Annotated in this window: 25 protein-coding genes and 2 pseudogenes; 23 read left to right on the top strand and 4 right to left on the bottom strand. The window is 62.6% G+C overall.

Features of this window, described 5'->3' with window-relative positions:
• Positions 1–36: 36 nt before the first annotated feature.
• Complete coding sequence (gene selO / locus JMV15_RS13085) at positions 37–1,500, top strand: protein adenylyltransferase SelO (protein WP_038448589.1); 1,464 nt, start codon at positions 37–39, stop codon at positions 1,498–1,500.
• A gap of 41 nt (positions 1,501–1,541) precedes the next feature.
• Here selO and JMV15_RS13080 read toward each other — a convergent pair whose 3' ends face one another.
• The gene (locus tag JMV15_RS13080) at positions 1,542–1,766 is read right to left on the bottom strand and encodes a hypothetical protein (RefSeq protein ID WP_032904074.1); all 225 of its coding nucleotides are present in this window, start codon (positions 1,764–1,766) and stop codon (positions 1,542–1,544) included.
• An 81-nt stretch (positions 1,767–1,847) separates the two neighbouring features.
• Between JMV15_RS13080 and trxC the strand changes: the two genes are divergently transcribed.
• A complete protein-coding gene (trxC, locus tag JMV15_RS13075; RefSeq protein ID WP_038448585.1) occupies positions 1,848–2,282 on the top strand; it encodes a thioredoxin TrxC in 435 nt (144 codons plus the stop codon).
• A 131-nt stretch (positions 2,283–2,413) separates the two neighbouring features.
• Here the strand turns inward: trxC and JMV15_RS13070 are convergent.
• Positions 2,414–2,631: pseudogene (locus JMV15_RS13070) on the bottom strand (DUF6124 family protein).
• Between the two features lie 485 nt (positions 2,632–3,116).
• Positions 3,117–3,887 (bottom strand): ParA family protein, encoded by a 771-nt coding sequence (locus JMV15_RS13065; RefSeq protein ID WP_014716606.1) that lies wholly within the window; start codon positions 3,885–3,887, stop codon positions 3,117–3,119.
• A gap of 316 nt (positions 3,888–4,203) precedes the next feature.
• Here JMV15_RS13065 and JMV15_RS13060 point away from each other — a divergent pair.
• The 20 genes and pseudogenes from JMV15_RS13060 (at position 4,204) to JMV15_RS12965 (ending at position 21,695) form a co-directional block, all read left to right on the top strand.
• A pseudogene (locus JMV15_RS13060) lies at positions 4,204–4,922 on the top strand (beta-ketoacyl synthase chain length factor).
• Positions 4,898–5,710: a lysophospholipid acyltransferase family protein gene (locus JMV15_RS13055; RefSeq protein ID WP_038448583.1), complete on the top strand. Its 813-nt coding sequence runs from the start codon at positions 4,898–4,900 to the stop codon at positions 5,708–5,710. Before JMV15_RS13060 ends, JMV15_RS13055 begins: the two are co-directional and overlap by 25 nt.
• Positions 5,688–5,957, top strand: a complete 270-nt coding sequence (locus JMV15_RS13050) for a phosphopantetheine-binding protein (protein ID WP_034125597.1) — start codon at positions 5,688–5,690, stop codon at positions 5,955–5,957. The genes JMV15_RS13055 and JMV15_RS13050 overlap by 23 nt, the downstream gene beginning before the upstream one ends.
• A gap of 9 nt (positions 5,958–5,966) precedes the next feature.
• On the top strand, positions 5,967–6,221 hold the full coding sequence (locus JMV15_RS13045; protein ID WP_003187949.1) for an acyl carrier protein: 255 nt from the start codon (positions 5,967–5,969) through the stop codon (positions 6,219–6,221).
• A complete protein-coding gene (locus tag JMV15_RS13040) occupies positions 6,218–6,763 on the top strand; it encodes a COG4648 family protein (protein ID WP_014716602.1) in 546 nt (181 codons plus the stop codon). Before JMV15_RS13045 ends, JMV15_RS13040 begins: the two co-directional genes overlap by 4 nt.
• A complete protein-coding gene (locus JMV15_RS13035) occupies positions 6,760–8,430 on the top strand; it encodes an acyl-CoA synthetase family protein (protein ID WP_038448580.1) in 1,671 nt (556 codons plus the stop codon). The genes JMV15_RS13040 and JMV15_RS13035 overlap by 4 nt, the downstream gene beginning before the upstream one ends.
• 149 nt (positions 8,431–8,579) lie before the next feature.
• Positions 8,580–9,314 carry a glycosyltransferase family 2 protein gene (locus JMV15_RS13030; protein ID WP_019818323.1) on the top strand — a complete coding sequence of 245 codons (735 nt, stop codon included), beginning with the start codon at positions 8,580–8,582 and terminating at the stop codon, positions 9,312–9,314.
• Positions 9,311–10,246, top strand: a complete 936-nt coding sequence (locus JMV15_RS13025; RefSeq protein ID WP_038448578.1) for an LpxL/LpxP family acyltransferase — start codon at positions 9,311–9,313, stop codon at positions 10,244–10,246. Before JMV15_RS13030 ends, JMV15_RS13025 begins: the two co-directional genes overlap by 4 nt.
• On the top strand, positions 10,230–11,771 hold the full coding sequence (locus JMV15_RS13020; protein WP_014716598.1) for an HAL/PAL/TAL family ammonia-lyase: 1,542 nt from the start codon (positions 10,230–10,232) through the stop codon (positions 11,769–11,771). The genes JMV15_RS13025 and JMV15_RS13020 overlap by 17 nt, the downstream gene beginning before the upstream one ends.
• The gene (locus tag JMV15_RS13015) at positions 11,764–12,189 is read left to right on the top strand and encodes an acyl-CoA thioesterase (protein WP_003187940.1); all 426 of its coding nucleotides are present in this window, start codon (positions 11,764–11,766) and stop codon (positions 12,187–12,189) included. The genes JMV15_RS13020 and JMV15_RS13015 overlap by 8 nt, the downstream gene beginning before the upstream one ends.
• Positions 12,186–12,869: an outer membrane lipoprotein carrier protein LolA gene (locus JMV15_RS13010; RefSeq protein WP_231125695.1), complete on the top strand. Its 684-nt coding sequence runs from the start codon at positions 12,186–12,188 to the stop codon at positions 12,867–12,869. Before JMV15_RS13015 ends, JMV15_RS13010 begins: the two co-directional genes overlap by 4 nt.
• Positions 12,841–15,171: an MMPL family transporter gene (locus JMV15_RS13005; protein ID WP_038448574.1), complete on the top strand. Its 2,331-nt coding sequence runs from the start codon at positions 12,841–12,843 to the stop codon at positions 15,169–15,171. The genes JMV15_RS13010 and JMV15_RS13005 overlap by 29 nt, the downstream gene beginning before the upstream one ends.
• A gap of 33 nt (positions 15,172–15,204) precedes the next feature.
• On the top strand, positions 15,205–16,452 hold the full coding sequence (locus JMV15_RS13000) for an NAD(P)/FAD-dependent oxidoreductase (protein ID WP_038448572.1): 1,248 nt from the start codon (positions 15,205–15,207) through the stop codon (positions 16,450–16,452).
• A complete protein-coding gene (locus JMV15_RS12995; protein ID WP_038448570.1) occupies positions 16,449–17,198 on the top strand; it encodes a class I SAM-dependent methyltransferase in 750 nt (249 codons plus the stop codon). The genes JMV15_RS13000 and JMV15_RS12995 overlap by 4 nt, the downstream gene beginning before the upstream one ends.
• On the top strand, positions 17,195–17,677 hold the full coding sequence (locus tag JMV15_RS12990) for a hypothetical protein (protein ID WP_038448569.1): 483 nt from the start codon (positions 17,195–17,197) through the stop codon (positions 17,675–17,677). The genes JMV15_RS12995 and JMV15_RS12990 overlap by 4 nt, the downstream gene beginning before the upstream one ends.
• The gene (locus JMV15_RS12985) at positions 17,674–18,840 is read left to right on the top strand and encodes a beta-ketoacyl-[acyl-carrier-protein] synthase family protein (RefSeq protein ID WP_038448567.1); all 1,167 of its coding nucleotides are present in this window, start codon (positions 17,674–17,676) and stop codon (positions 18,838–18,840) included. The genes JMV15_RS12990 and JMV15_RS12985 overlap by 4 nt, the downstream gene beginning before the upstream one ends.
• Positions 18,837–19,298 carry a hotdog family protein gene (locus JMV15_RS12980; protein ID WP_020301669.1) on the top strand — a complete coding sequence of 154 codons (462 nt, stop codon included), beginning with the start codon at positions 18,837–18,839 and terminating at the stop codon, positions 19,296–19,298. The genes JMV15_RS12985 and JMV15_RS12980 overlap by 4 nt, the downstream gene beginning before the upstream one ends.
• The gene (fabG, locus tag JMV15_RS12975; protein WP_014716589.1) at positions 19,295–20,023 is read left to right on the top strand and encodes a 3-oxoacyl-ACP reductase FabG; all 729 of its coding nucleotides are present in this window, start codon (positions 19,295–19,297) and stop codon (positions 20,021–20,023) included. The genes JMV15_RS12980 and fabG overlap by 4 nt, the downstream gene beginning before the upstream one ends.
• Positions 20,023–21,249 (top strand): beta-ketoacyl-ACP synthase, encoded by a 1,227-nt coding sequence (locus tag JMV15_RS12970; RefSeq protein ID WP_014716588.1) that lies wholly within the window; start codon positions 20,023–20,025, stop codon positions 21,247–21,249. Before fabG ends, JMV15_RS12970 begins: the two co-directional genes overlap by 1 nt.
• A 26-nt stretch (positions 21,250–21,275) precedes the next feature.
• Positions 21,276–21,695 (top strand): hypothetical protein, encoded by a 420-nt coding sequence (locus JMV15_RS12965; protein WP_020301670.1) that lies wholly within the window; start codon positions 21,276–21,278, stop codon positions 21,693–21,695.
• A 38-nt stretch (positions 21,696–21,733) separates the two neighbouring features.
• Here the strand turns inward: JMV15_RS12965 and JMV15_RS12960 are convergent, their stop codons facing one another.
• Entirely contained in the window at positions 21,734–22,627 is an 894-nt protein-coding gene (locus tag JMV15_RS12960) for a LysR family transcriptional regulator (RefSeq protein WP_014716587.1), read from the bottom strand.
• Between the two features lie 184 nt (positions 22,628–22,811).
• Between JMV15_RS12960 and JMV15_RS12955 the strand changes: the two genes are divergently transcribed.
• Positions 22,812–24,026, top strand: coding sequence for an MFS transporter (locus JMV15_RS12955; protein WP_044482889.1), 1,215 nt, complete (start codon positions 22,812–22,814; stop codon positions 24,024–24,026).
• The last annotated feature ends 112 nt before the right edge of the window (positions 24,027–24,138 follow it).

Here is a 24,138-nt window from a genome sequence, read left to right as displayed (position 1 = left end):
CAGCAGAATGCTCGGACATTCTGCTGGAGATGGCCGGTGAAAGCCCTCGACGAACTGACCTTCGACAATCGCTTCGCACGCCTGGGCGATGCGTTCTCAACCCACGTTCTGCCCGAACCCCTGGACGAACCGCGCCTGGTGGTAGCGAGCAAGGCCGCCATGGCGCTGCTCGACCTCGACCCGGCCGTGGCCGAAACCTCCGTGTTTGCCGAACTGTTTGGCGGCCACAAACTGTGGGCCGAAGCCGAGCCACGGGCGATGGTGTATTCCGGGCATCAATTCGGCGGCTACACGCCGCAACTGGGCGATGGCCGCGGGTTGCTGCTGGGCGAGGTCTATAACGAGGCCGGCAAGCATTGGGATTTGCACCTCAAGGGCGCCGGGATGACGCCTTACTCGCGCATGGGCGACGGGCGGGCGGTGTTGCGCTCTTCGATTCGTGAATTCCTCGCCTCCGAAGCCCTGCATGCGCTGGGCATCCCCACCAGCCGCGCCCTGTGCGTGATCGGCTCCAGCACGCCGGTATGGCGGGAGAAACAGGAACGCGGGGCGATGGTTTTACGCCTGGCCCACAGCCATATTCGCTTCGGGCACTTCGAATATTTCTATTACACCAAGAAGCCTGAGCAACAGGCCGAACTGGCCGAGCACGTGCTGAACCTGCACTACCCCGAATGCCGCGAGCAACCCGAGCCTTACCTGGCGATGTTCCGCGAGATCGTCGAGCGCAACGCCGAAATGATCGCCAAGTGGCAGGCTTATGGTTTTTGCCACGGCGTGATGAACACCGACAACATGTCGATCCTGGGCATTACCTTCGACTTCGGGCCCTTCGCGTTTCTCGATGATTTTGACGCGCACTTCATCTGCAACCATTCCGATCATGAAGGCCGCTACTCCTTCAGCAACCAGGTGCCGATCGGGCAGTGGAACCTCAGCGCCTTGGCCCAGGCGCTCACGCCGTTTATCAGCGTTGACGCACTCAAAGAAGCCCTCGGCCTGTACCTGCCGCTGTACCAAGCGCACTACCTGGACTTGATGCGCCGCCGCCTGGGCCTGACCACCGCCGAAGACGCCGACCAGCAGTTGGTGGAGCGCTTGCTCAAGCTGATGCAGAACAGCGGCGTGGACTACACGCTGTTCTTGCGCCACCTGGGCGATGAACCCGCTGCTCTGGCCGTGGCGCGGCTACGTGATGACTTTGTCGACCTGGCCGGGTTCGACGCCTGGGCCGAGCAGTACAAGGCCCGCGTGGCGCGGGACGGGGATTACACCCAGGAACAGCGCCGTGAGCGCATGCACGCGGTCAACCCGCTATATATCCTGCGCAACTACCTGGCCCAAAACGCCATCGCCGCCGCCGAATCAGGCGACTACAGCGAAGTCCGGCGGCTGCATGACGTGCTGACCAGACCGTTTGAGGAACAAGCGGGGATGGAGCAGTACGCGCAACGACCGCCGGATTGGGGCAAGCATTTGGAGATTAGTTGTTCGTCGTAAGTCCTAAAGACGGTCGGATTATTCTGCGGTGAGTAGGCTCATCAGATCTGAGGCATACGCTGATGCTCCAGATCATAGGCCTCCACCCAGTCAGAAATGATGTCAAGTAGCCCACTCATTGGATGGTCTTCATCTTCTCCTGTGATATCGAGCAGCTCATCAATCGCCTCGACCAGGACGCCATAATCATCCTCGGTTTGGGGTTTGCGCAGCAGCGTTGCAACGTAAGGCCAATGTTCAATGGCCAGTTTTAGAGCGTGGTTCATGCTTTGTCCTTTTTTCGCGTGTTGATAAACCGCGTCGCCGACACCAGATTGAAGCCAATAGCCGCCCCCAAGGAGCCCCCGATGTCCGAATCTCTTGTAATCCCCTGCCCTCATTGCAACGGCCTCAACCGCATCCCCGGCGAACGCCTGGGTGATGCGCCCAAGTGCGGGCGCTGCAAGCAGTCGGTGTTGCTGAACAAACCCTTTGATTTGAAACAGGGTGACTATGCCAACCAGATCAAGGGCGACCTGCCGCTGCTGGTCGATGTGTGGGCCGACTGGTGCGGGCCGTGCAAGTCGTTTGCGCCGGTATTCGAACAGGCAGCCGGGCAGTTGGAAGGCAAGTGCCGGCTGGCGAAGCTGGACAGCGAGGCTAACCAGCAGCTGTCGGCGCAGTTGGGGATTCGCTCGATTCCCAGTTTGATTCTGTTCAAGAACGGCCGCGAAGTGGCGCGCCAGAGCGGGGCATTCCCGTTGCCGCAGTTGATGAGTTGGTTGAGCAGCCAGGGGGTGTAAACATCCCCCTCAATCAACTCGGTCAATGTGGGAGCTGGCTTGCCTGCGATGCAGGCGACTCGGTCGGCCTGATACACCGAGGTGATGCCATCGCAGGCAAGCCAGCTCCCACATTAGATGCATTTCATGCGTTAGGTCAGCGGGGCTTCGCGGTCCATCATCTGGCTGACCAGCATGACGCCCAGTTCGCTTAACTGGTGGATGGCCAGCGCTACGTCGCGGTGTTCGCCGGTGAGGTCGTTGGACAGGTTGAGCAGCAAGGTGCGCACTGAGGAGAAGGTTTCGTAGCTGTTGAGTACGAGGGTTCGGTGGGGAGGTTGGGTGAAACATTGAAAAGACGGATAGACATGCATTTGTTCCCTGATAGGGCCACTACCGTTTCGCTACTAAACGAAGGGTGGCAGCTGTACGCAGGTTAGTAGACCGGGGAACAAAGCAAAGACCGGCGCACCCGAAGGTGCCCTGCGCACAGCCACCATCAGATAGGCGATAAACGCCATGCTTTTGGAGCAGGTGCACATGCTTTGGTCGGTCGGGCTACTAAACCCGATCACTGAACATTCAGCGACCGGCAAACCTTAGAGACGCCCATCCAGACGCACAAGCCGGCGGATTCTGGCGTAGCTGTAGGCAAGGTTACAAGGCACAAGCCCCATTGCCAGCCCCTTCCTACATACCTGGTGGGACAAATCCAACTCACCTGTCGGCATGCAATCCAAACTGTGGGAGCTGGCTTGCCTGCGATAACGGTGTTCCAGGCGACACATTGACTCAATGTGCCGCCCTCATCGCGGGCAAGCCCGGCTCCCACAGTGTTCGGTGTTGCCTGTGGGGTCAGGCGTTTTCCAGCAAGTTATGCAGGTCCACAAACTGCTGCGTCAGCTTATGCCGTGGGTCCAGGTGGATCAGCGGCTTGCTCTCCTGGTGCGACTCGCGCATACGCACGGAGCTGGCCAGGTACACCGGCAGTACCGGCAGCCCTTCGGCAATCAACTCATCGAGAATCTGTTGCGGCAGGCTCGCCCGTGCCTGGAATTGGTTGACCACGATGCCTTCCACTTCCAGGCCTTCGTTATGGTCGTCCTTCAATTCTTCGATCTCTGCTAGCAGGCCATACAAAGCCTGGCGCGAGAAGCTGTCGCAGTCGAAGGGGATCAGCACCCGATCAGCGGCAATCAGCGCCGAAACCGCATAGAAGTTCAAGGCCGGAGGCGTATCCAGGTAAATGCGGTCGTAATCCTCGCTCAGCTCATCCAGCAGCTTTCGCAGCTTGTTGATTTTGTGCTTGGCTTCGAGCTTGGGCTGCAGGTCTGCCAGCTCGGCGGTGGCGGTGATCACGTGCAGGTTGTCGAACGGCGTTTCGTAGATATCCACCTTGTTCTTCTTCGAAAACGGCCCGGAAGACAACGTCTGCTTGAAAAAATCCGCGATCCCCATGGGGATGTCGTCACCCGTCAGCCCGGTGAGGTACTGGGTTGAGTTGGCCTGTGCATCGAGGTCCACCAACAGGGTTCGATAACCTTCGCTGGCGCTGACCGCCGCCAGGTTGCAGGCGATGCTGGACTTGCCCACACCGCCTTTTTGATTGAACACCACGCGCCGCATGGAAAAACCTCCGTGTATCAATGAATCCCCCGAGTGTAGAGCGCAAAAGCGCCGGTTAGCTACCTCGTTCATCCTTGCGCGCTGTCTGGCTCACAAATGAATGGAAACCGCGTAACGATCGAGTCCGGCCTTTGATCGCCGATAATCTGCAAATTCTTCCAACTTATTTGTGATCAATAGTGAACAAACTTTCACCACTATTTGCTAGAACCCCACGGCACCGGGATAATGCGCGCCATACGGCCATTGCTCCCTGTCCCGGAATCCGGGGCCATTGGCCGCACATGGAAGCCCGCAGGGGCGGGATAACTTCTCAGTGATCAACTTCAACATCGCCCAATGGCGCGCCTGGGCTCCTGGCCTTGCGAGTGCGGACGACTGGTACGCCTGGTGCCGGGACCGGTGTTGCCGCCTGTCAGCGAAGCGTCCCCCGATGTGTCATTTTTGCCAGCCATGCAGCGCCGCCGTCTGAGCCGGCTGGCGCGCATGGCGTTCAGCGTCGGCTGGCCGCTGGCCGAGGGCCTTGAAGACCTGCCGCTGGTGTTTATTTCCCGCCACGGCGAAACCCCGCGCACCCTGGACATCCTCAGTGACCTGGCCAACGAGCAGCCGCTGTCGCCCACTCAGTTCAGCCTGTCGGTGCATAACGCGGTGATTGGCCTGTGGTCGATCCTGCGCAATGAAACCAGCGAGATGACCGCCCTCGCCGCCGCCGGCGATGGCCTCGAACACGGCCTGCTCGAAGCCGCCGCGTTGCTCAACGAAGGCGCCGCCGCCGTATTGCTGGTAATCACCGAAGAACAACCGCCCCACGCCTACGCCAGCTGGATTAGGGATGTGCCCTTCCCCTACGCCCTCGGCCTGTTGCTCACGCCGGGCGACGAGTGGCAACTGGAACTCACCACCGGCACTGTCCAACTCACTCAAACCCAGTGGCCCCACGCCCTGAACCTGCTGCGCACCCTGCTGACCGAACAGGGCGCCTGCCAACATGCCTGGAAGAACCGAGTATGGAACTGGCAACGCAAGCCCTGACCCACAAGCCACGGCAGGCCTATTATTGGCGCCTGTTCGCCACGGCCCTCAGCTTTTGCCTGTTTGGCATCGGCGGGCTGTGCCTGCGTTTGCTGGTATTTCCGTTGCTCAGTTGCCTGCCGGGCGACACCAGCCAGCATCAACGGCGCGCACGCCACACCATCAGTTGCCTGTTCTGGTTTTTTATTCGCCTGATGAAGGGCCTGGGCATTCTCACGTACAGCGTCGAGGGTGCCGAAAAGCTTGGCCGCCCTGGCCAGATGATCGTCGCCAACCACCCGTCGCTGATCGACGTGGTGTTCCTGATCGGCCTGATGCGCCAGACCAACTGCGTGGTCAAGCAGAGCCTGTTCCAGAACCCGTTCACCCGCAGCCCGGTGCGCGATGCCGGCTATATCAGCAATGACGGCAGTGCCGACATGCTCGATGCCGCAGCCGACGCCCTGCGCGCCGGCCAGACGCTGATCATCTTTCCCGAAGGCACCCGCACCACGCCGGGCGCGGCGCCGGCCTTTCATCGCGGCGGTGCGGCCATTGCGCTGCGTGGTGCGACAATCATCACGCCAGTGGTGATCAAGGTCAGCCCCGCCACCCTGACCAAGGCCGAACCCTGGTATCGCATCCCCCACCGTCGATTTCACTTCAGTTTGCGCGTGGGCGCCGATATAGAGCCACAAGCGTTTGCCGCAGTCGGGCCCGCGCCCCAGGCTTCACGCAAGCTCAACGATCACCTGCATCACTATTTCATTAAGGAGCTCGCCGAAGATGAGCGACCAACACCGCCTTGAGCACGACATAAAGACGCTGATCATCGAGGCCCTGGGCCTGGAAGACATCAGCCCCGACGATATTGGCAGCGACCAGACCCTGTTTGGCGAAGGCCTGGGCCTGGATTCGGTCGATGCGCTGGAATTGGGCCTGGCGATCCAGAAAAAATACGGCATCAAAATCGATGCCGACGCCAAGGACACCCGCAATCACTTCACCAACGTGGCCAGCCTTGCGGCGTTCGTCACGGCCCGACAGGCAGCTTGAGACCGTACCATGCAAACTCGTGACGATATCTTCAACACCCTGCGCGACGCCTTGGTGGAACTGTTTGAACTGCCCCCGGAACGCGTCACCCTCGACGCCAACCTGTACCAGGACCTGGAAATCGACAGCATCGACGCCGTGGACCTGATCGACCACATCAAGCGCCAGACCGGCAAGAAAATCGCCGCCGAAGAGTTCAAGGCGGTACGCACGGTGAACGACGTGGTAGAGGCGGTGTACCGTCTGGTCCAGCCCGCCGCATGAGCCGGCTGATCGGCCTTGGCCTTTTATTGGCGGGGCTGCTGTACCCCTTCGCCGTGTATTACGGCACCGAGCATTTTGCACCCTGGCAGTTCGGCTTGCTGTTGGGCAGCCTGTGGCTGTTGCGCGCGCTCACCGCTGCGCGGCGCCCGGGCAGCCGTTGGATGGCGGTGGTGGTGATCGTGTTTTGCCTGGCACTGGCATGGTTCGATAACCCGCAGTGGCTGCGCTGGTACCCGAGCCTGGTCAGCGGGTTCATGCTGGCGCTGTTCGGCCTGAGCCTGAAATACGGCCCGCCGATGGTCGAGCGCCTGGCACGCATGACCGACCCGCACCTGCCGCCCCACGCGGTGGTGTATACCCGCCGGGTCACCCTGGTGTGGAGTGTGTTTTTTCTCTGTAATGGCCTGCTCGCCGCCGCGCTCACCCTGTGGGCGCCGCTGAGCTGGTGGACGTTGTACAACGGCCTGATCGCCTACGGGCTGATGGGGCTGTTGTTTGCCGTGGAATGGCTGGTACGACAAAGGGTTCGAGGCCGCGTATGAAAGGGTTGAAACTTGAGCATTTGCTGCTTGAGCCACTGCAAGATCGCGGGGTGACCACCGAGCCCCTCATGAACCACGCGCAACTGTGGGAGCAGTCGCTGAGCCTGGCGGCGGGCCTGCAAGCCCGGGGTATCCGGCGCCTGGCCGTGCACCTGGAAGACGCCGGGCTGCTGGCGATTGCGCTGCTGGGCGCCTGGCGCGCAGGCGCGAGCGTGCTGCTGCCCGCCGACCTGCAACCCCAGACGCGCCAACGCTGGGCCACTGCCGTGGATGCCTGGCTGGTCGAAGCCAGCGACCTGGACGCGCTGTATCAAGTGCCCTTGAGCGCCGCCGCCCTCGACCTGGACACTTGCCAACTGAGCCTGTGCACCTCCGGCTCCAGCGGCGAGCCCAAGCGCATCGACAAGTCCCTGCGCCAGTTGGCCAATGAAGTAGAGGCGCTGGAGGCCCTGTGGGGCAAAGACCTCAAGGACGCCTGCATCATCGGCAGTGTCGCCACCCAGCATATCTACGGCTTGCTGTTTCGCGTGCTGTGGCCGCTGTGCGCAGGTCGCACCTTTGTGCGCAAACAACTGGCGTTCCCCGAAGACATGCAGCGCGCCAGCCGAGAGCACCGGCAATTTGCCTGGGTGGCCAGCCCGGCGTTGCTCAAGCGCATGGGCGACAACCTCGACTGGCCGGCACTGAGCCAGGTTGCGCGAGTGTTTTCCTCCGGCGGTGCATTGCCGGTTGAAGCTGCCGGCAGCCTCTACGACCGTTTACAGCAATGGCCCATAGAAATCCTCGGCAGCTCGGAAACCGGCGGCATCGCCTGGCGCCAGGGTGCGCAACCCTGGCAGCCGTTTGCCGATGTGCAACTGAGCCAGGATGCCGACGGCGCTCTGCGTATCGCATCAAAATACCTGCCCGAAGGGCACATCGAACAGACTGCCGACGCTGCACGCATCCATGCCGATGGCCGTTTTGAGTTGCTGGGCCGCCTGGACCGTATCGTCAAGCTGGAAGAGAAACGCATCTCCCTGCCGATGCTCGAACAGGCGTTGATGACCCACCCGTGGGTCGCCGAAACCCGCTTGGGCGTGGTGCAGGAAAACCGCGCCTCCCTCGGCGCGCTGGTGGTGCTCAGCAGCGATGGCTTGCATGCCCTGCGCAACCAGGGCCGCCGCACGCTCACCCAAACCTTGCGCCAGCACTTGAGCCAACATTGCGAGGCCCTGGCCTTGCCGCGCCGCTGGCGCTTGCTGCGCCAACTGCCGCTGAACAGCCAGGGCAAGCTGCCTCAGGCCGATGTCGAAGCCTTGTTGCTGGCGCCTCGCCCCAAGGGGCCCGAGGTGTTGGCGCAAGTCGAAACCGAAGGTGAATGGACCTTGCAACTGAGCATCCCACCGGACCTGGCCTATTTCAGCGGGCACTTCCCGGTCACGCCGGTATTGCCCGGCGTGGTGCAAGTGGAATGGGCCTTCAACCTGGGCCAGCAACTGCTCGACTTGCCGAGCACCTTCGCCGGTATGGAAGTGCTCAAGTTCCAACAACTGGTACGCCCGGGCGATCACATCGAACTGCACCTGCGCTTTGATCGGGAGCGTAGCAAACTGTACTTCGCCTATCGCAATGGGGTTGCGGCGTGCTCAAGCGGGCGGATCGTGCTGGAGGCCGCGCATGCATAAGCCGGGTGAGCACTTCGTGCTCAATCGCGGGCAAACCCGCTCCCACACTGGATCAGTGTCGGCCAACAATCTTGAGTGCACAGCAAATCCAATGTGGGAGCTGGCTTGCCTGCGATGCAGGCGGCGCGGTGTATCGGTTGCCCCCCATCATGCATAACCCCTGCGCTTTAATCCCGGTGTACAACCACGAAGCCGCCGTGCCGGCCGTGGTCCACAGTGTGCTGAAAAGCGGCCTGCCCTGCCTCTTGGTGGACGATGGCAGCAGCGCCGCCTGCGCAGCCGTGCTGGCGCACCTGGCGACGCTGGACAACGTCACCCTGCTGACCCTGCCCAGCAACCAGGGCAAGGGCGGCGCCGTGATGGCCGGTTTCCGCGAGGCAGCGCGCCTGGGCTACACCCACGCCCTGCAAGTGGACGCCGATGGTCAGCACGACCTGCGCGAAGTCGAGACCTTTATCCACACCTCACGCCAGCATCCCGACGCCGTTATCTGCGGCTACCCCGAATACGACGACAGCGTGCCCAAGGGTCGCCTGTACGCACGTTACCTGACCCACGTGTGGGTGTGGATCAATACCCTGTCGCTTGAGATTCGCGACTCGATGTGCGGCTTTCGCGTGTACCCGCTGGCGCCGACCCTGGCGCTGATGGACTCGGCCTACATCGGCACGCACATGGATTTCGACTCGGACATCCTGGTACGCCTGGCCTGGCGCAACCAGCCTATGCGTTGGCTGCCCACCCAGGTGCACTACCCCGCCGACGGCCTGTCGCACTTTCGCTTGTTGCGTGACAACCTGCGCATCAGCGCCATGCACACGCGGTTGTTCTTCGGCATGCTCGTGCGCGCGCCGATGATCCTGTGGCGACGGTGGCAAGCATGAACGACAGCACCAAACATTGGGCCGACCGCGAGGAACGCGGCAGCTTCTGGCTGATGAAATTCACCGCGGTCGCGGTCAAAGTCCTCGGCCGTCGCCTATTGAGCCCGTTGCTCTACAGCATCGTCTTTTACTTCTTCCTGTTCGGCCGCACCGCACGCCACAGCGCGTGGCAATACCAGCAGCGGCTGGCGCAATGGAGCGGGCGCGATGACTTGCTGCCGAGCCACCGCACCGTCTTTGCCCAGTTCATGGCCTTCGCCGATTCGCTGCTGGACAAGCTGGACGTGTGGAACGGCAAGCTGCGCCTGGAGCAAATCGAGATCAACGACCCGGCGCAGTTGCGCAGCCAACTGCGTGGCGAGCGCGGGCAGATGCTGGTGGGTGCGCACCTGGGTAACCTGGAAGTGTGCCGCGCCCTGGCGGAAATGGGTGAACAGGTCACCATGAACGTGCTGGTGCACACCAAGCACGCCGAGCGTTTCAACCGCCTGCTGGGCGAGGCCGGCGCGACCCATTTGCGCCTGATTCAGGTGAGCGAACTGGACCCGGCCACCATGCTGCTGCTCAGCCAGCGCCTGGACGATGGCGAGTGGCTGGCGATTGCCGGCGACCGCATCCCGCTGCACGGCGGGCGTACGGTGCGCGTGGACTTCCTCGGCCATACGGCGGCATTTCCCCAAGGCCCATGGCTGCTGGCGGGCTTGCTCAAGTGCCCGGTCAATCTGCTGATGTGTCTTAAGCACCAGGGCCGCTATCGCCTGACTATCGAGCCCTTTGCCGATTTGATCGAGTGGAAGCGCAGCACCCGCGAGCAGGTCATCGCCCTGTGGACCGCCCGCTACGCCGCACGCTTGGGCCAGTTCTGCCTGCAAGCGCCCCAACAATGGTTCAACTTTTACCCTTTCTGGAAGACCGATGACGACGCCTCTTGAGCCCATCACCTTTGGTGAACGCCCCCTGCGCATCGAAGACGTGCTGGCCCTGGCCAACCGCCAGGTACCCACTCGCCTGCAGGACGATGCCGCGTACCGCCAACGCATCGCCAAGGGCGCGCAGTTCCTCGACTCGCTGCTGGACAAGGAAGGCGTGATCTACGGCGTGACCACCGGCTACGGCGACTCCTGCGTAGTGGCGGTGCCGCTGGAGCACGTCGAAGCCTTGCCGCGTCATCTGTACACCTTTCACGGTTGCGGCTTGGGCAAGTTGCTCGACGCCCAAGCCACCCGTGCCGTGCTGGCGGCGCGTTTGCAGTCGCTGTGCCATGGCGTATCGGGCGTACGCGTGGAGCTGCTGGAGCGCTTGCACGCCTTCCTCGAACACGATGTGCTGCCACTGATCCCGGAAGAAGGCTCGGTGGGTGCCAGTGGTGATCTGACGCCGCTGTCCTACGTGGCCGCGACCTTGTCCGGCGAGCGCGAGGTGCTATTCCGTGGTGAACGCCGTCCGGCGGCCGACGTGCACCGCGAGCTGAGCTGGGAGCCGTTGGTCCTGCGCCCCAAGGAAGCCCTGGCACTGATGAACGGCACCGCGGTGATGACCGGCCTGGCCTGCCTGGCCTTTGCCCGCGCCGACTATCTGTTGCAACTGGCCACGCGCATCACCGCGCTCAATGTGGTGGCCCTGCAAGGCAACCCGGAACACTTCGACGAGCGCCTGTTCGCCGCCAAACCACACCCTGGGCAGATGCAAGTCGCCGCGTGGCTGCGCAAAGACCTGGCCATCGACGCGCCCACCGCCCCCCTGCATCGCCTGCAAGACCGTTATTCGTTGCGCTGCGCGCCCCACGTGCTCGGCGTATTGGCGGACAGCCTGAACTGGCTGCGCGCGTTCATCGAGATCGAACTGAACAGCGCCAACGACAACCCGATCATCGATGCCGAAGAAGAACGCGTGCTGCATGGCGGGCACTTCTACGGTGGGCATATCGCCTTCGCCATGGACAGCCTCAAGACCTTGGTCGCCAACGTTGCCGACCTGCTCGACCGCCAGCTCGCACTGTTGGTGGATGTGCGCTACAACCATGGCCTGCCGAGCAACCTGTCGGGCGCCCCGGCTGATCGCGCGATGATCAACCATGGCTTCAAGGCCGTGCAGATCGGCACCAGCGCCTGGACCGCCGAAGCGCTGAAAAACACCATGCCGGCCAGCGTGTTCTCACGCTCTACCGAGTGCCACAACCAGGACAAGGTGAGCATGGGCACCATCGCTGCCCGCGATGCGATCCGCGTGCTGGAGTTGACCGAACAGGTGGCCGCCGCGACCCTGCTCGCCGCCAACCAGGGCGTGTGGCTGCGCGCCCAGGCCGAGGATGCCCGCCCACTGCCACCGGCACTGGCCGCGATGCACGCGGAACTGGCCCAGGACTTTGCGCCGGTCATCGAAGACCGCGCCCTGGAAGGCGAACTGCGCCTGTGCCTGCAGCGCATCGCCGCGCAACACTGGAGGCTGCATGCGTAGCCCCGGCGTGTTGCACAGCGACACTGAAATCCTCGTGCCGTTTTTCGACATCGACACCATGAACGTGGTGTGGCACGGGCACTACGTGAAGTACCTGGAAGTGGCGCGCTGTGCGTTGCTGGACAAGATCGGCCATAACTACACGGCGATGCTCGAAGCCGGCTACGCCTGGCCAGTGATCGACATGCAGCTACGCTATGTACGCGGCGCGACCTTCGGCCAGACCATCAATGTGCGCGCCAGCCTGGTGGAATGGGAGAACCGTTTGAAGGTGAACTACCTGATTACCGACCTGGCCAGCGGCGAACGCTTGACCCGCGCCAGCACCGTGCAAGTAGCGGTGGAAATCGCCAGCCGCGAGATGCAACTGGCCTCGCCCAAAGTCTTCACCGATGCCGTAGAGAGAGCCTTGAAATGAGATCCCCTGTGGGAGCGGGCTTGCCCGCGATGGACGTTAACGATAAAGCAGGTCGCCTGACGCTGCGCAGCGCCCTCAGGTTCTTCGCGGGCAAGCCCGCTCCCACATTGATCGCGTTGTTGCTGAGCTTGAGCGCCCACGCCTTCGACCTCCAGCAGTTGAGCGATCAGCTTGCCAAACCCTCCGTGATCCACGGCGACTTCACCCAGGAAAAACACCTGCGCGCCCTGCCCCAGCCATTGGTGAGCAAAGGCACCTTCGTGCTCGCCAAGGATCAAGGCCTGCTGTGGCTGTTGAAAAGCCCGCTGCAACAGGACTACCGCATTACAGCCCAGGGCATTGCCCGCCGCGATGCCAATGGCTGGCAACTACTGCCAAACAAGAGTGCCGGCGCCGAACAGAATCGTTTGTTCCTGGCAGTACTGCAGGGCGACAGCAGTGGCCTGCAGCGCGACTTCGACCTGCAACTGCAAGGCGAGGCCCAACAATGGAAGCTCACGCTGACCCCACGCTCACTGCTGCTCAAGCAAGTCTTCACCCAGATCAATATCGACGGCGGCGCACTGGTGCGCACCATTGAACTGCTGGAAACCCAAGGCGACAGCACGCTGTTGCGCATGCAGGACAATACCGCCGACCAGCCGTTGAGCAATGCGGAGCAACACGACTTTGCCCAGTGAGCGCCTGCTGCCGCGCCTGTTCCTGACCTTGCTGGTGGCCGTGCTGGCCCTGGCAGGCTGGCAGTGGCGTGATGGCGCGCCGTTGTCGGCCAACCTGATGGAACTGGTGCCCGGCAGCACGCCGGACGCCTTGGAACTGCAAGCCGAACAGCGCATGCAAGAGCCGCTCAACCGCGAAATGCTGGTACTGGTGGGGCATGCCGACCGCCAGCAAGCGGTGGCCGTGGCGCAGCAACTGGGTGAGCGTTGGCAGGCCAGCGGCCTGTTTGAAAAGGTGCAGTGGAACCTGCAAGCCGACTTGCCAGCGTTGCGCGAACAACTGCTGCGTGGGCGTTTGTCGATGCTCTCGTCCAAGGACCGCGAACAACTGATCCAGCAGCCTGAGGCGTTCATCCAGCAACGCGTGCAATCGCTGTTCGACCCCTTCACCGGTTTCAGCCTGGTACCAAGCCAGGACGATTGGCTCGGCCTGACCGGGCGCATCCAGAACAGCCAGCCGCAACACGGTGCGGTGCAAATGGACATCGGCAGCGGCGCCTTGATCGCCGATGCCGACGGCAAGAGTTGGGTGCTACTGCGAGCGCGCACTACCGGCAACGCCTTCGATATGAAGCTGCCGCTGCAAGTGGCGGACTTGCTGAAGGCCAGCCGCGAGCAAGCCAGCGCACACGGCGCGCAACTGCTCGCCGCCAGCGGTTTGCTCTATGCGGCCAACGGGCAACAGCAGGCCACGCGGGAAATGACCTGGGTCGGCGGCGGCGCCACCCTGGGCATCCTGTTATTGCTGCTGCTGGCGTTCCGACGCTGGCGGGTGTTGCTGGCGTTCGTGCCGGTGCTGGTGGGCATGCTGTTTGGCGCAGTCGCCTGTGTGGCGCTGTTTGGGCATATGCATGTGATGACCCTGGTGCTGGGTTCCAGCCTGATCGGCGTGGCGGTGGATTACCCACTGCACTACCTGTCCAAAAGCTGGAGCCTGCAACCCTGGCGCAGTTGGCCGGCGTTGCGCCTGACCCTGCCAGGGCTGAGCCTGAGCCTGGCCACCAGCGCTATCGGCTACCTGGCGCTGGCCTGGACGCCGTTCCCGGCGCTGACCCAGATTGCGGTGTTTTCGGCTGCCGGTTTGGTCGGTGCCTATTTGTGTGCCGTGTGCCTGTTGCCCGCGCTGCTCAAGGGCGTGGAACTGCGCCCGGCGCAATGGCCGCTGCGTGTCGCTCAAGGCCTATGGCAGCTGCGCACGGCCCTGCTCAAACGCGTGCCCAGTTCGGTACTGCTGGTGGGGGTGCTGCTCTTCTGCGCTGCGGGCCTGTGGCAACTGAACACTAAAAACGATATCCGCCAATGGATCGGTGCGCCGCCGCAGTTGCTGCAGGAAGCCCAGGCCGTGGCGCGCATCACCGGGTTCCAGCCCACCAGCCAGTTTTTCCTGGTGCGGGCGGACAATCAGCAGCAGTTGCTGGAACGCCAGGCCGCCCTGGGCAAACGCTTGGACCAGTTGGTGCAGATGGACAAGCTTCAGGGCTACCTGGCGCTCAATCAACTGGTCAACCTCCCCGCAGAACAACAACAGTTGCGCGAGGCGCTGAACAACCTGGCGCTACACTGGCAACCGCTACTGGACCTCGGCGTGCCCCTCAGTGCCCTGCAAGCCGAAGTCGCGCAGTTGCAGGCGCTGCCTACCGCAGACATCGACGCCGCACTGCAAGGCCCGCTGGCCGAGCCGTGGCGCACGCTGTGGCTGGGCCCGGTGGACGGTGGCGTGGCGGCCATGGTCAGCCTGCAAGGCTTGAACAACCCGGCGCTGCTGCGGGTGCAGGCGCTGGACTTGCCCGGTGTGCAACTGGTCGACCGCCTGGGCGACTTGAACCGCGTATTTGCCGACACGCAGATGAGCGCTGCCGAATTGAAGTTGCTGTCTTGCGTGCTGATCGTGCTATTGCTGATTGCGCCCTTCGGCGTTGGCGGCGCCTTGCGTATCGTCGCCCTGCCGCTGCTGGCCGCGTTGTGCAGCCTGGCCAGCCTCGGTTGGCTGGGCCAGCCACTGACCCTGTTCAGTCTGTTTGGCCTGTTGCTGGTGACGGCCATCAGCGTCGACTATGCGATTTTGATGCGCGAGCAGATCGGCGGCCCTGCCGTCAGCCTGTTGGGAACACTGCTGGCAGCGCTGACGACTTGGTTGTCGTTCGGCCTGCTGGCGGTCTCCAGTACACCGGCCGTGAGTAATTTCGGCTTGTCGGTCAGCCTGGGCCTGGCGTTCAGCTTTATGCTGGCACCCTGGGCCGGCCGGCAGAAACACGCCTTATGAATGTGATTAGCGCCTATGCGGCAAGGAGCCCTCGTGCCCACAGTTGAAATGGAACGTCGCCAGGTGGTGGTGATCGGTGCCGGGCCTTCCGGTGCCATCGCGGCCGCGCTGTTAAAGCGCAAAGGGCATGATGTATTGATCATCGAGCGCGAGCATTTCCCGCGTTTCTCGATTGGCGAAAGCCTGCTGTCGCACTGCATCGACTTTATCGAAGAAGCCGGCATGCTCGACGCTGTGCAAGCTGCAGGCTTCCAGGTAAAAACCGGCGCGGCCTTCGCCTGGGGCGAGCGCTACAGTGCCTTTGATTTCAGCGACACCTTCAGCAACGGCAAGCCCACCACCTTCCAGGTGCAGCGCGGCGAGTTCGACAAATTGCTGGCCGACCAGGCGGCACTGCAAGGCGTGGAAATCCGCTATGGCCAAACCATTGTCGGCGTGGATTTTTCTGCCGAGAGCCGGTATTTGCATGTGCGCCGCCAGAATGGCAGCGAGTACCACCTCAAGGCCAGGTTCGTGCTCGATGCCAGTGGCTATGGCCGTGTGTTGCCACGCCTGCTGGACCTGGAAGCACCGTCGAATTTCCCGCTGCGCCAGGCCGTATTCACCCACGTCGAGGACCGTATCGAACACCCAGGCTTTGACCGCAGCAAAATCCTGGTGACCACTCACCCGACCCAGCGCGATATCTGGTTCTGGACCATCCCGTTCAGTAATGGCCGTTGTTCGGTGGGCGTGGTTGCGGCCAAGGAGCATTTCGAGGGTGCCGACAGCGACCTCGACGCCTGCCTGCGCGACTTTATCGAGCAAACCCCAAGCCTGTCCGGCGTGCTGCAAAATGCCGTCTGGGACACCCCGGCGCGCACCATCGGCGGCTACTCGGCCAACGTCAAAACCCTGCACGGCCCAGGCTTTGCGCTACTAGGCAATGCGGCCGAATTCCTCGACCCGGTGTTCTCTTCCGGCGTGACCATTGCCATGCGTTCGGCGAGCATGGCCGCAGGGGTGCTGCACCGCCAATTGAGCGGCGAAACGGTGGACTGGCAAACCGAGTTCGCCGAACCGCTCAAGCGCGGTGTCGATACCTTCCGTTGCTACGTCGAGGGTTGGTATGCGGGCACGTTCCAGGACGTGATTTTCCATCCTGGCAGTTCACCGGAGATTCGCCGCATGATCAGCTCTATCCTGGCCGGTTACGCCTGGGATGAACGTAACCCGTTTGTCAGCGAGCCGAAACGGCGCTTGCGGATGTTGTCGGATATTTGTGCGAGTGAAGCGGTATGAGCAGCCCGGGCGTCGAAAAAAACTACCTGAGTCAAAACTACGTCGAAGAAACCAAGTTCGGTTTCTGGTTCCTGCGCAGCCATACCTGGCAGCATCACGTGTTGCGCGTGGCGATCAATGACCTGCGCAGCCTGTTCAGCGAGCCGCTGCCGGTGGCGCCGGTGTTGCTGGATGCCGGTTGCGGCCAAGGCAAATCCTTCCAGTTGCTGCATCAGGTATTTGCGCCTTCGCGCCTGATCGGCCTGGATGCGGACCCTCACAGCCTGGCACTGAGCCGCGAAGAAGCCGCGCGGCTGGGCCTGGACGTCGAGCTGATCGGCAGCGACTGCGCAACCCTCAACCTAGCGGATGCCAGCGTCGATATCCTGTTCTGCCACCAGACCTTCCATCATCTGGTGGAACAACATCGCGCACTCAAGGAGTTCTATCGGGTGCTCAAGCCGGGCGGCTATCTGCTGTTTGCCGAATCCACCGAAGCTTACATCGACACCTGGGTGATTCGCTGGCTGTTCCGCCACCCGATGCATGTGCAAAAGAGCGCCGACGAGTACTTGGAGATGCTGCGCGAGCAGGGCTTTGAATTCGATGCTCAGAACATTTCGTACCCTTACTTGTGGTGGAGCCGTTCCAGTGACTTCGGCCTGCTGGAACGCTGGGGCCTGCGCAAGGCACCGCCTGTGGGCCAGCGCGAGGAAACCCTGGTCAACTGCGTAGCGCGTAAACCTGTGGAGAATGCGGTCCCATGATGCGCCTGCTGTTGATAAGTTGCCTGTTGCTGCTCGGTGCCTGTGCCAGCCAGGCGCCGCTGCCGGAAAAAATGCCGGCCCTGGCCTTGCCGATGCAATTGCATGTGCAGCGCCTGGCGGACAGCCAGAGCCAGGACTGGCTGCTGGTGATCCAGCGCGAAGGCCGCGCGATTCGCTGGTCGATGATGGACCCGCTGGGCATTCCCCTGGCCCGGCAAAAACTGCTTGATGGGCAGTGGCAGGCAGACGGCTTGCTGCCGCCCAACCCCCAGGCGCGCACGCTATTTGCCGCGCTGCTGTTTGCCCTGACCGCGCCCGGTGACGTACCGGCGTTGTATCCCACTGCGCAGGCCATGGACCTGACGCGCACGCTGCCGGGCCACTGGCAGATCGTCTATCAGTCTTCGGAGGTGTTCACTGTGAACATAGCCGACCCGCCATTGAGTTACCGCATCACCCCGCTGGGTATGAGCCGATGACCGCCTACCTCAATGCCCTTGGCGTGATCTGCGCCCTTGGCCGTGGCCAGGCGCAAGTCAGCCGCAAGCTGTTTGCCGGCGACTGCTCGGGCATGCGTGCCGAAAGCGGCTGGGTGCCGGAGCGCGTCGTGCCGGTGGCCGCCGTACACGGCGAACTGGCGAGCCTGCCCCCTGAGCTGGCCCAGCAAAGCAGTCGCAATAACCAGTTGCTGTTGGAAGCGGCGCTGCAAATTGAAGATCAGATTCGTCAGGCCATCCAAACCTACGGCCCTGGCCGGGTCGGGGTTGTGCTCGGCACCAGCACCTCGGGCATTGACGAAGCCAGCCGTGGCATTGCCCATTACCTGCAAAACACGCAGTTCCCCGCCGACTACGATTACCAGCAACAGGAACTCAGCGCCCCGGCCAACTTCCTCGCTGACTGGTTGAACGTGAGCGGCCCGGCCTATGTGATTTCCACCGCCTGCACCTCCAGCGCCCGAGCATTGATGAGCGCCCAGCGCCTGTTGGACCTGGGGGTGTGCGATGCGGTGATCTGCGGCGGCGTGGACAGCCTGTGCAAGCTGACACTGAACGGGTTTACCGCGCTGGAAGCCGTGTCTGCCGAGCGCTGTAATCCGTTCTCGGTGAACCGCAACGGCATCAATATCGGTGAAGCGGCGGTGCTGTTCCTGATGAGCCGCGAGCCGGCCCCTATCGCCTTGCTGGGCAGCGGCGCCAGTTGCGACGCGCACCATATCTCTGCGCCCGAGCCCAGCGGCAAGGGCGCGTTGCTGGCCATGCGCAAGGCCCTGGCCAGTGCAAAGCTTTCGCCCGAGCAGATCGGCTACCTGAACCTGCACGGCACCGCAACCCAACACAACGACGCCATGGAAAGCCTGGCGGTCGCCAGCCTGTTTCCCGGCGGCGTCGCCTGCTCATCGACCAAGCCCATGACCGGCCACACCCTCGGCGCTGCCGGGGCCCTGGAAGCCGCGTTCTGCTGGCTGAGCCTGACCCATCGCCTGCTGCCACCCCACGTATGGGACGGCCACCCCGACCCGGCGCTGCCCGCGTTGCAATGGGCGCGCAGCGGCGACAGCTTGAAAAAACCCTGCCTGATGAGCAACTCGTTTGCCTTCGGCGGTAACAATGTCAGCCTGATAATCGCAGAGGCCCCATGATCGATTGGCCACTTGCCGAACTGCTGCCCCACGCGGGCGACATGATCCTGATCGACCAGGTGCTGTCGTTCGATGAAGAGCAGATCCACACCCGCGTCACCATCAAGCCCGGCGGCCTGTTCAACCGTGCTGACGGTAGCCTGCCCGCCTGGGTCGGCATCGAGCTGATGGCGCAAAGCGTCGCCGCCTATGCCGGTTGCCATGCACGCCAGCAAGGCAAGGCCGTGGAACTCGGTTTCCTGTTGGGCACACGTAAGTTCGAGTGCAACGTGGAGCACTTTCCGGCCGGCCTCGAGCTGAATATCCACGGCCTGCGCTCCCTGGAAGACGACAACGGCATGGGCGTGTTCGAATGCCACCTCACCGGCGACGGTATCCAGGCCAGCGCGCGCTTGAACGTATTTCGACCGCCCCAGGCGGCCAACTATTTAGATGAATCGAAGGACGAAACGCCATGACTGAATCCGTACTGGTCACCGGCTCCAGCCGTGGTATCGGCCGCGCCATTGCCCTGCGCCTGGCCCAGGCCGGCCATGACATCGTGCTGCATTGCCGCAGCGGCCGTGCCGAAGCCGACGCGGTACAGCTCGAGGTCCAAGCCCTGGGGCGCGAGGCACGCGTGCTGCAGTTCGACGTGGCGGATCGCGCTGCGTGCAAAGAGATCCTTGAGGCCGATGTGGAGCAGCATGGCGCCTATTACGGCGTGGTGCTCAATGCCGGCCTGACCCGCGACGGCGCCTTTCCTGCGCTGTCGGAAGACGATTGGGATGTGGTGATGCGCACCAACCTGGATGGTTTCTACAACGTGCTGCACCCGGTGATGATGCCGATGATTCGGCGCCGCGCCGCCGGGCGTATCGTGTGTATCACCTCGGTGTCCGGGCTGATCGGCAACCGCGGCCAGGTCAACTACAGCGCCTCCAAAGCCGGCTTGATCGGTGCGGCCAAGGCGCTGGCCATTGAATTGGGCAAGCGCAAGATCACCGTCAACTGCGTGGCGCCGGGCCTGATCGACACCGCGATGCTGGATGAAAACGTGCCGGTAGAAGAACTGATGAAAATGATCCCGGCCCAACGCATGGGCACGCCGGAAGAAGTCGCTGGCGCCGTGAACTTCCTGATGTCGGCCGAAGCCGGCTACATCACGCGCCAGGTGCTGGCCGTGAACGGGGGCCTGTGCTGATGAAGCGCGTTGTCGTCACCGGCATGGCCGGCGTGACCTCCCTGGGCAGCGACTGGGACACCATCGCCGCGAACTTTCGCGCCAACCGCAGCGGCATTCGGCGCATGGATGAGTGGGACCGTTTCACCGAACTGAACACGCGCCTGGCCGGCCCTATCGATGATTTCGTCGTGCCCGCGCACTGGACGCGCAAGCAACTGCGCAGCATGGGCCGCGTCTCGCGCCTGGCGGTGTGGGCGGCGGAGCAGGCGTTGCGGGACGCCGGCTTGCTGGGTGACGAGTCGATCAAGGACGGGCGCATGGGCGTGGCCTGTGGCTCGTCCACCGGCAGCACCGATGAGATCAAGGCGTTCGGCAATATGCTGCTCAACTCGGTGGCCGAGGGGCTCAATGCCAACTCCTATGTGCGCATGATGCCGCACACCACGGCGGCAAATATCAGCATCTTCTTTGGCCTCACGGGCCGGCTGATTCCTACCTCCAGCGCCTGCACCAGCGGCAGCCAGGGCATCGGCTACGCCTATGAGGCAATCAAGTTCGGGCGCCTGCCGTTGATGCTTGCGGGCGGCGCAGAAGAACTGTGCCCCACCGAAGCCATGGTGTTTGATGCGCTGTACGCCACCAGCCTGAAAAACGATGCGCCGCAAACCAGCCCTCGTCCCTACGACAGCGGCCGCGACGGCCTGGTGATCGGTGAAGGTGGCGGCATGTTGGTGCTCGAAGAGTTGGAACACGCACTCGCGCGAGGCGCGCATATTCATGCGGAGCTGGTCGGCTTCGGCAGCAACGCCGACGGCCAGCACACCACCCGCCCGGAACAGAAAACCATGCGCCGCGCCATGGAGCTGGCCCTGGAAGACGCAGGTCTTGAACCGTCCGCCATCGGCTACGTGAACGGCCATGGCACGGCTACCGATCAGGGCGACATCGCCGAAACCCTGGCCACCAGCAGCCTGTTTGGCAGCCGTATGCCGATCAGTTCGCAGAAAAGTTTCCTGGGGCACACCTTGGGCGCGTGCGGGGCGTTGGAATCGTGGTTCAGCATCGAGATGATGAACCGCGACCAGTACGTGCACACCTTCAACCTGGACGCGGTCGACCCGCAATGCGGCGAGCTGGACTACCTGCAAGGTGGCTTTCGCCAGATGCACAACGACTACGTGATGAACAACAACTTTGCCTTCGGCGGGGTCAACACCTCGTTGATCTTCCGCCGCTGGGCCTGACTTTTTAATCGATTGGAGAAAACGGAATGTCTTCCCTGCTACGCGCTGCCCTGATCACCCTGGCCCTGCTGACCACGGCTGGCTGCACCAGCAAACCCGTGCTCAACACCCAGCATGAGTTACCGGCCACAAGCCAGGTCAGCGAAGAAAAAATGAAGCAAGTGATCGTCGCCGCCCTGCAAAAACGCGAGTGGACGGTACAACGCCTGAGCCCACAACTGGTGCAGGCCGAGATCACCGTGCGCGGCCAGTTCTACGCCGCCATCGACATCCGCTACACCCGCAACAGCTACGCCATCACCTACCGCGACAGCCGCGACCTGGGCTACAAGGACGGTAAGATCCATCGCAACTACAACCGCTGGGTGAGCATGCTGGATCGGGATATTCTGGCGGGGTTGCGTACTTACAGCGTGAATGAAGCAAATACTTCGCCCCAAAACTGACCCCCTTGTGGCGAGGGAGCTTGCTCCCTTGCCACAGGTTATTGAGCGGCCTTACGCGTCAACAACTCCACAAACCCTTTCGCCATTGGCGTTTGCGCGCCCTTGCGCTGCACCAGCCACACCGCCGTCACCGCCTGCGGATCGAGCAAGGTGCGATAGACCACGCCGTCAATGCGGATGCGCTGGTAAGACGCCGGCAACACCGACACCCCCAACCCCGCCGCCACCAGGCCGATGATGGTCATTGCTTCCCCTGCTTCCTGGGCAAAGTGCGGGCTGAACCCGGCGTCGCGGGCCAGGTTGAGCAACTGCGCGTACAAGCCGCTGCCGTAACTGCGCGGGAAGAACACAAAAGGCTCCTCGGCCAATTGCTCCAGATGCAAGCCGCGCTCGCTGCCGTGGGCCAATGGGTGGCCGGCGCTCAGTACCGCGACTAATGGCTCGCGCATCAACTCGATCACGTTCAGTGAGTCGGGCAAGGGCAAAGGCCGCATCAACCCAACCTGAATCGACTCGTCCACCAGCGACTCGGCCACTTGGGTGCTGCTCATTTCTTGCAGGTTCAGATGCACCGCCGGGAATGCCTGGCGGAAGGCAAAGATCGCCTGGGGAATGCTGGCGTTGAACGGCGCAGACGAGGTAAAGCCGATCTTCAATTCACCCAGTTCCCCCAACTGCGCACGCCGCGCCACATCTGCCGCCTTGTCGACCTGGGCCAGCACCAGCCGTGCCTCTTGCAAGAACAAGCGCCCGGCCTCGCTCAGCTCGACCCGACGATTGGTACGCTCGAACAAGCGTGCGCCCAGCTCGTGTTCCAGCGCCTGTATCTGCTGGCTCAGGGGCGGCTGCGAGATGCCCAGCACCTGCGCGGCGCGGCCGAAGTGCAGCTCTTCGGCAACGGCGATGAAGTAGCGCAAATGGCGAAATTCCATGCAAGCCTCATTAGGTCGTAAAAGCTATCAAACAGGTCGAACAATATATTGGAAAGAATCATTAGCCAGCTATATTCTTTTTCGTATTGTCAGTCCTGGCAGACTTTCCTCCCCGAGGTCCCCCGTGAATCCTGCTGTTGCCCCACTTGCCCAACACACCTCGCCCTCAGCCCTTGATGACGTAGTGGCGCAGCTCAACGACGCGTACATCGAAAAAGGCACGCCGATGTTCATGCGCACCGTGCTGGCGCTGTTCTCCGGCGGGTTCGCCACCTTTGCGCTGTTGTATTGCGTGCAGCCGATGATGCCGGCGCTGTCCCACGAGTTTTCCATCAATGCCGCGCAGAGCAGCCTGATTCTATCCGTCGCCACCGCGATGCTCGCCTGCGGCCTGCTGATCACCGGGCCGATATCCGACAGGCTGGGGCGCAAGCCGGTGATGGTTGCCGCGTTGTTCTGTGCGGCGCTGGCCACCATCGCCAGCGGCCTGATGCCGAGCTGGGAGGGCATCCTGTTGATGCGCGCACTGGTGGGCCTGTCCTTGAGCGGCCTGGCCGCCGTGGCCATGACCTACCTGAGCGAAGAGATCCACCCACAACACATTGGCCTGGCCATGGGTTTGTACATCGGTGGCAACGCGATTGGCGGCATGAGCGGGCGCCTGATCATCGGCGTGTTGATCGACTTCGTCAGCTGGCACACCGCAATGCTGATCATCGGTGCCCTGGCATTGATCGCCGCCACAGTGTTCTGGAGGATCCTCCCCGAGTCGCGCAACTTCCGCGCCAGCAGCCTCAAGCCGCGCAACCTGGTCGACGGCTTCGTCATGCACTTCAAGGACGCCGGCCTGCCGTGGCTGTTCCTTGAAGCCTTCCTGCTGATGGGCGCCTTCGTGACGATGTTCAACTACATCGGCTATCGCCTGCTGGCCTCGCCCTATGAGCTGAGCCAGGCGGTGGTTGGCCTGTTGTCAGTGGTGTACCTGTCGGGCATCTACAGCTCGGCCAAGATCGGCTCCCTGGCCGACCGCCTCGGCCGCCGCCGAGTGCTGTGGGCCACCATCGTGCTGATGCTCGCCGGCATGGCGCTGACACTGTTCACCCCGCTGTGGTTGGTGGTGCCGGGCATGCTGATCTTCACCTTCGGCTTTTTCGGCGCCCACTCGGTCGCCAGCAGCTGGATCGGGCGCCGTGCGGTGAAAGCCAAGGGGCAAGCGTCGTCGCTGTATCTGTTCTGCTATTACGTGGGATCGAGTATTGCCGGGACGGCGGGAGGGTTTTTCTGGCACTTTGCCGGGTGGAATGGGATTGGCGGGTTTATCGTCGCGCTGCTGATTGGCGCGTTGCTGGTGGCGTTGAAGCTGGCGAAGTTGCCGCCACTGGGAAATATGCAGACCTGACGCGATTGGCTTTATGTGGGAGCGGGCTTGCTCGCGAATGCGGTGGTCTAGTGACGAATTTGTCGACTGACACTGCGCATTCGCGAGCAAGCCCGCTCCCACATTTGTTTTG

Origin of the sequence: Pseudomonas paracarnis (genome assembly GCF_904063055.1) — a bacterium.
Taxonomy (GTDB): Bacteria; Pseudomonadota; Gammaproteobacteria; order Pseudomonadales; family Pseudomonadaceae; genus Aquipseudomonas; species Aquipseudomonas paracarnis.
The sequence above is the reverse complement of the archived record's forward strand: the minus strand, read 5'-3'. Positions and strand labels throughout refer to the sequence as shown.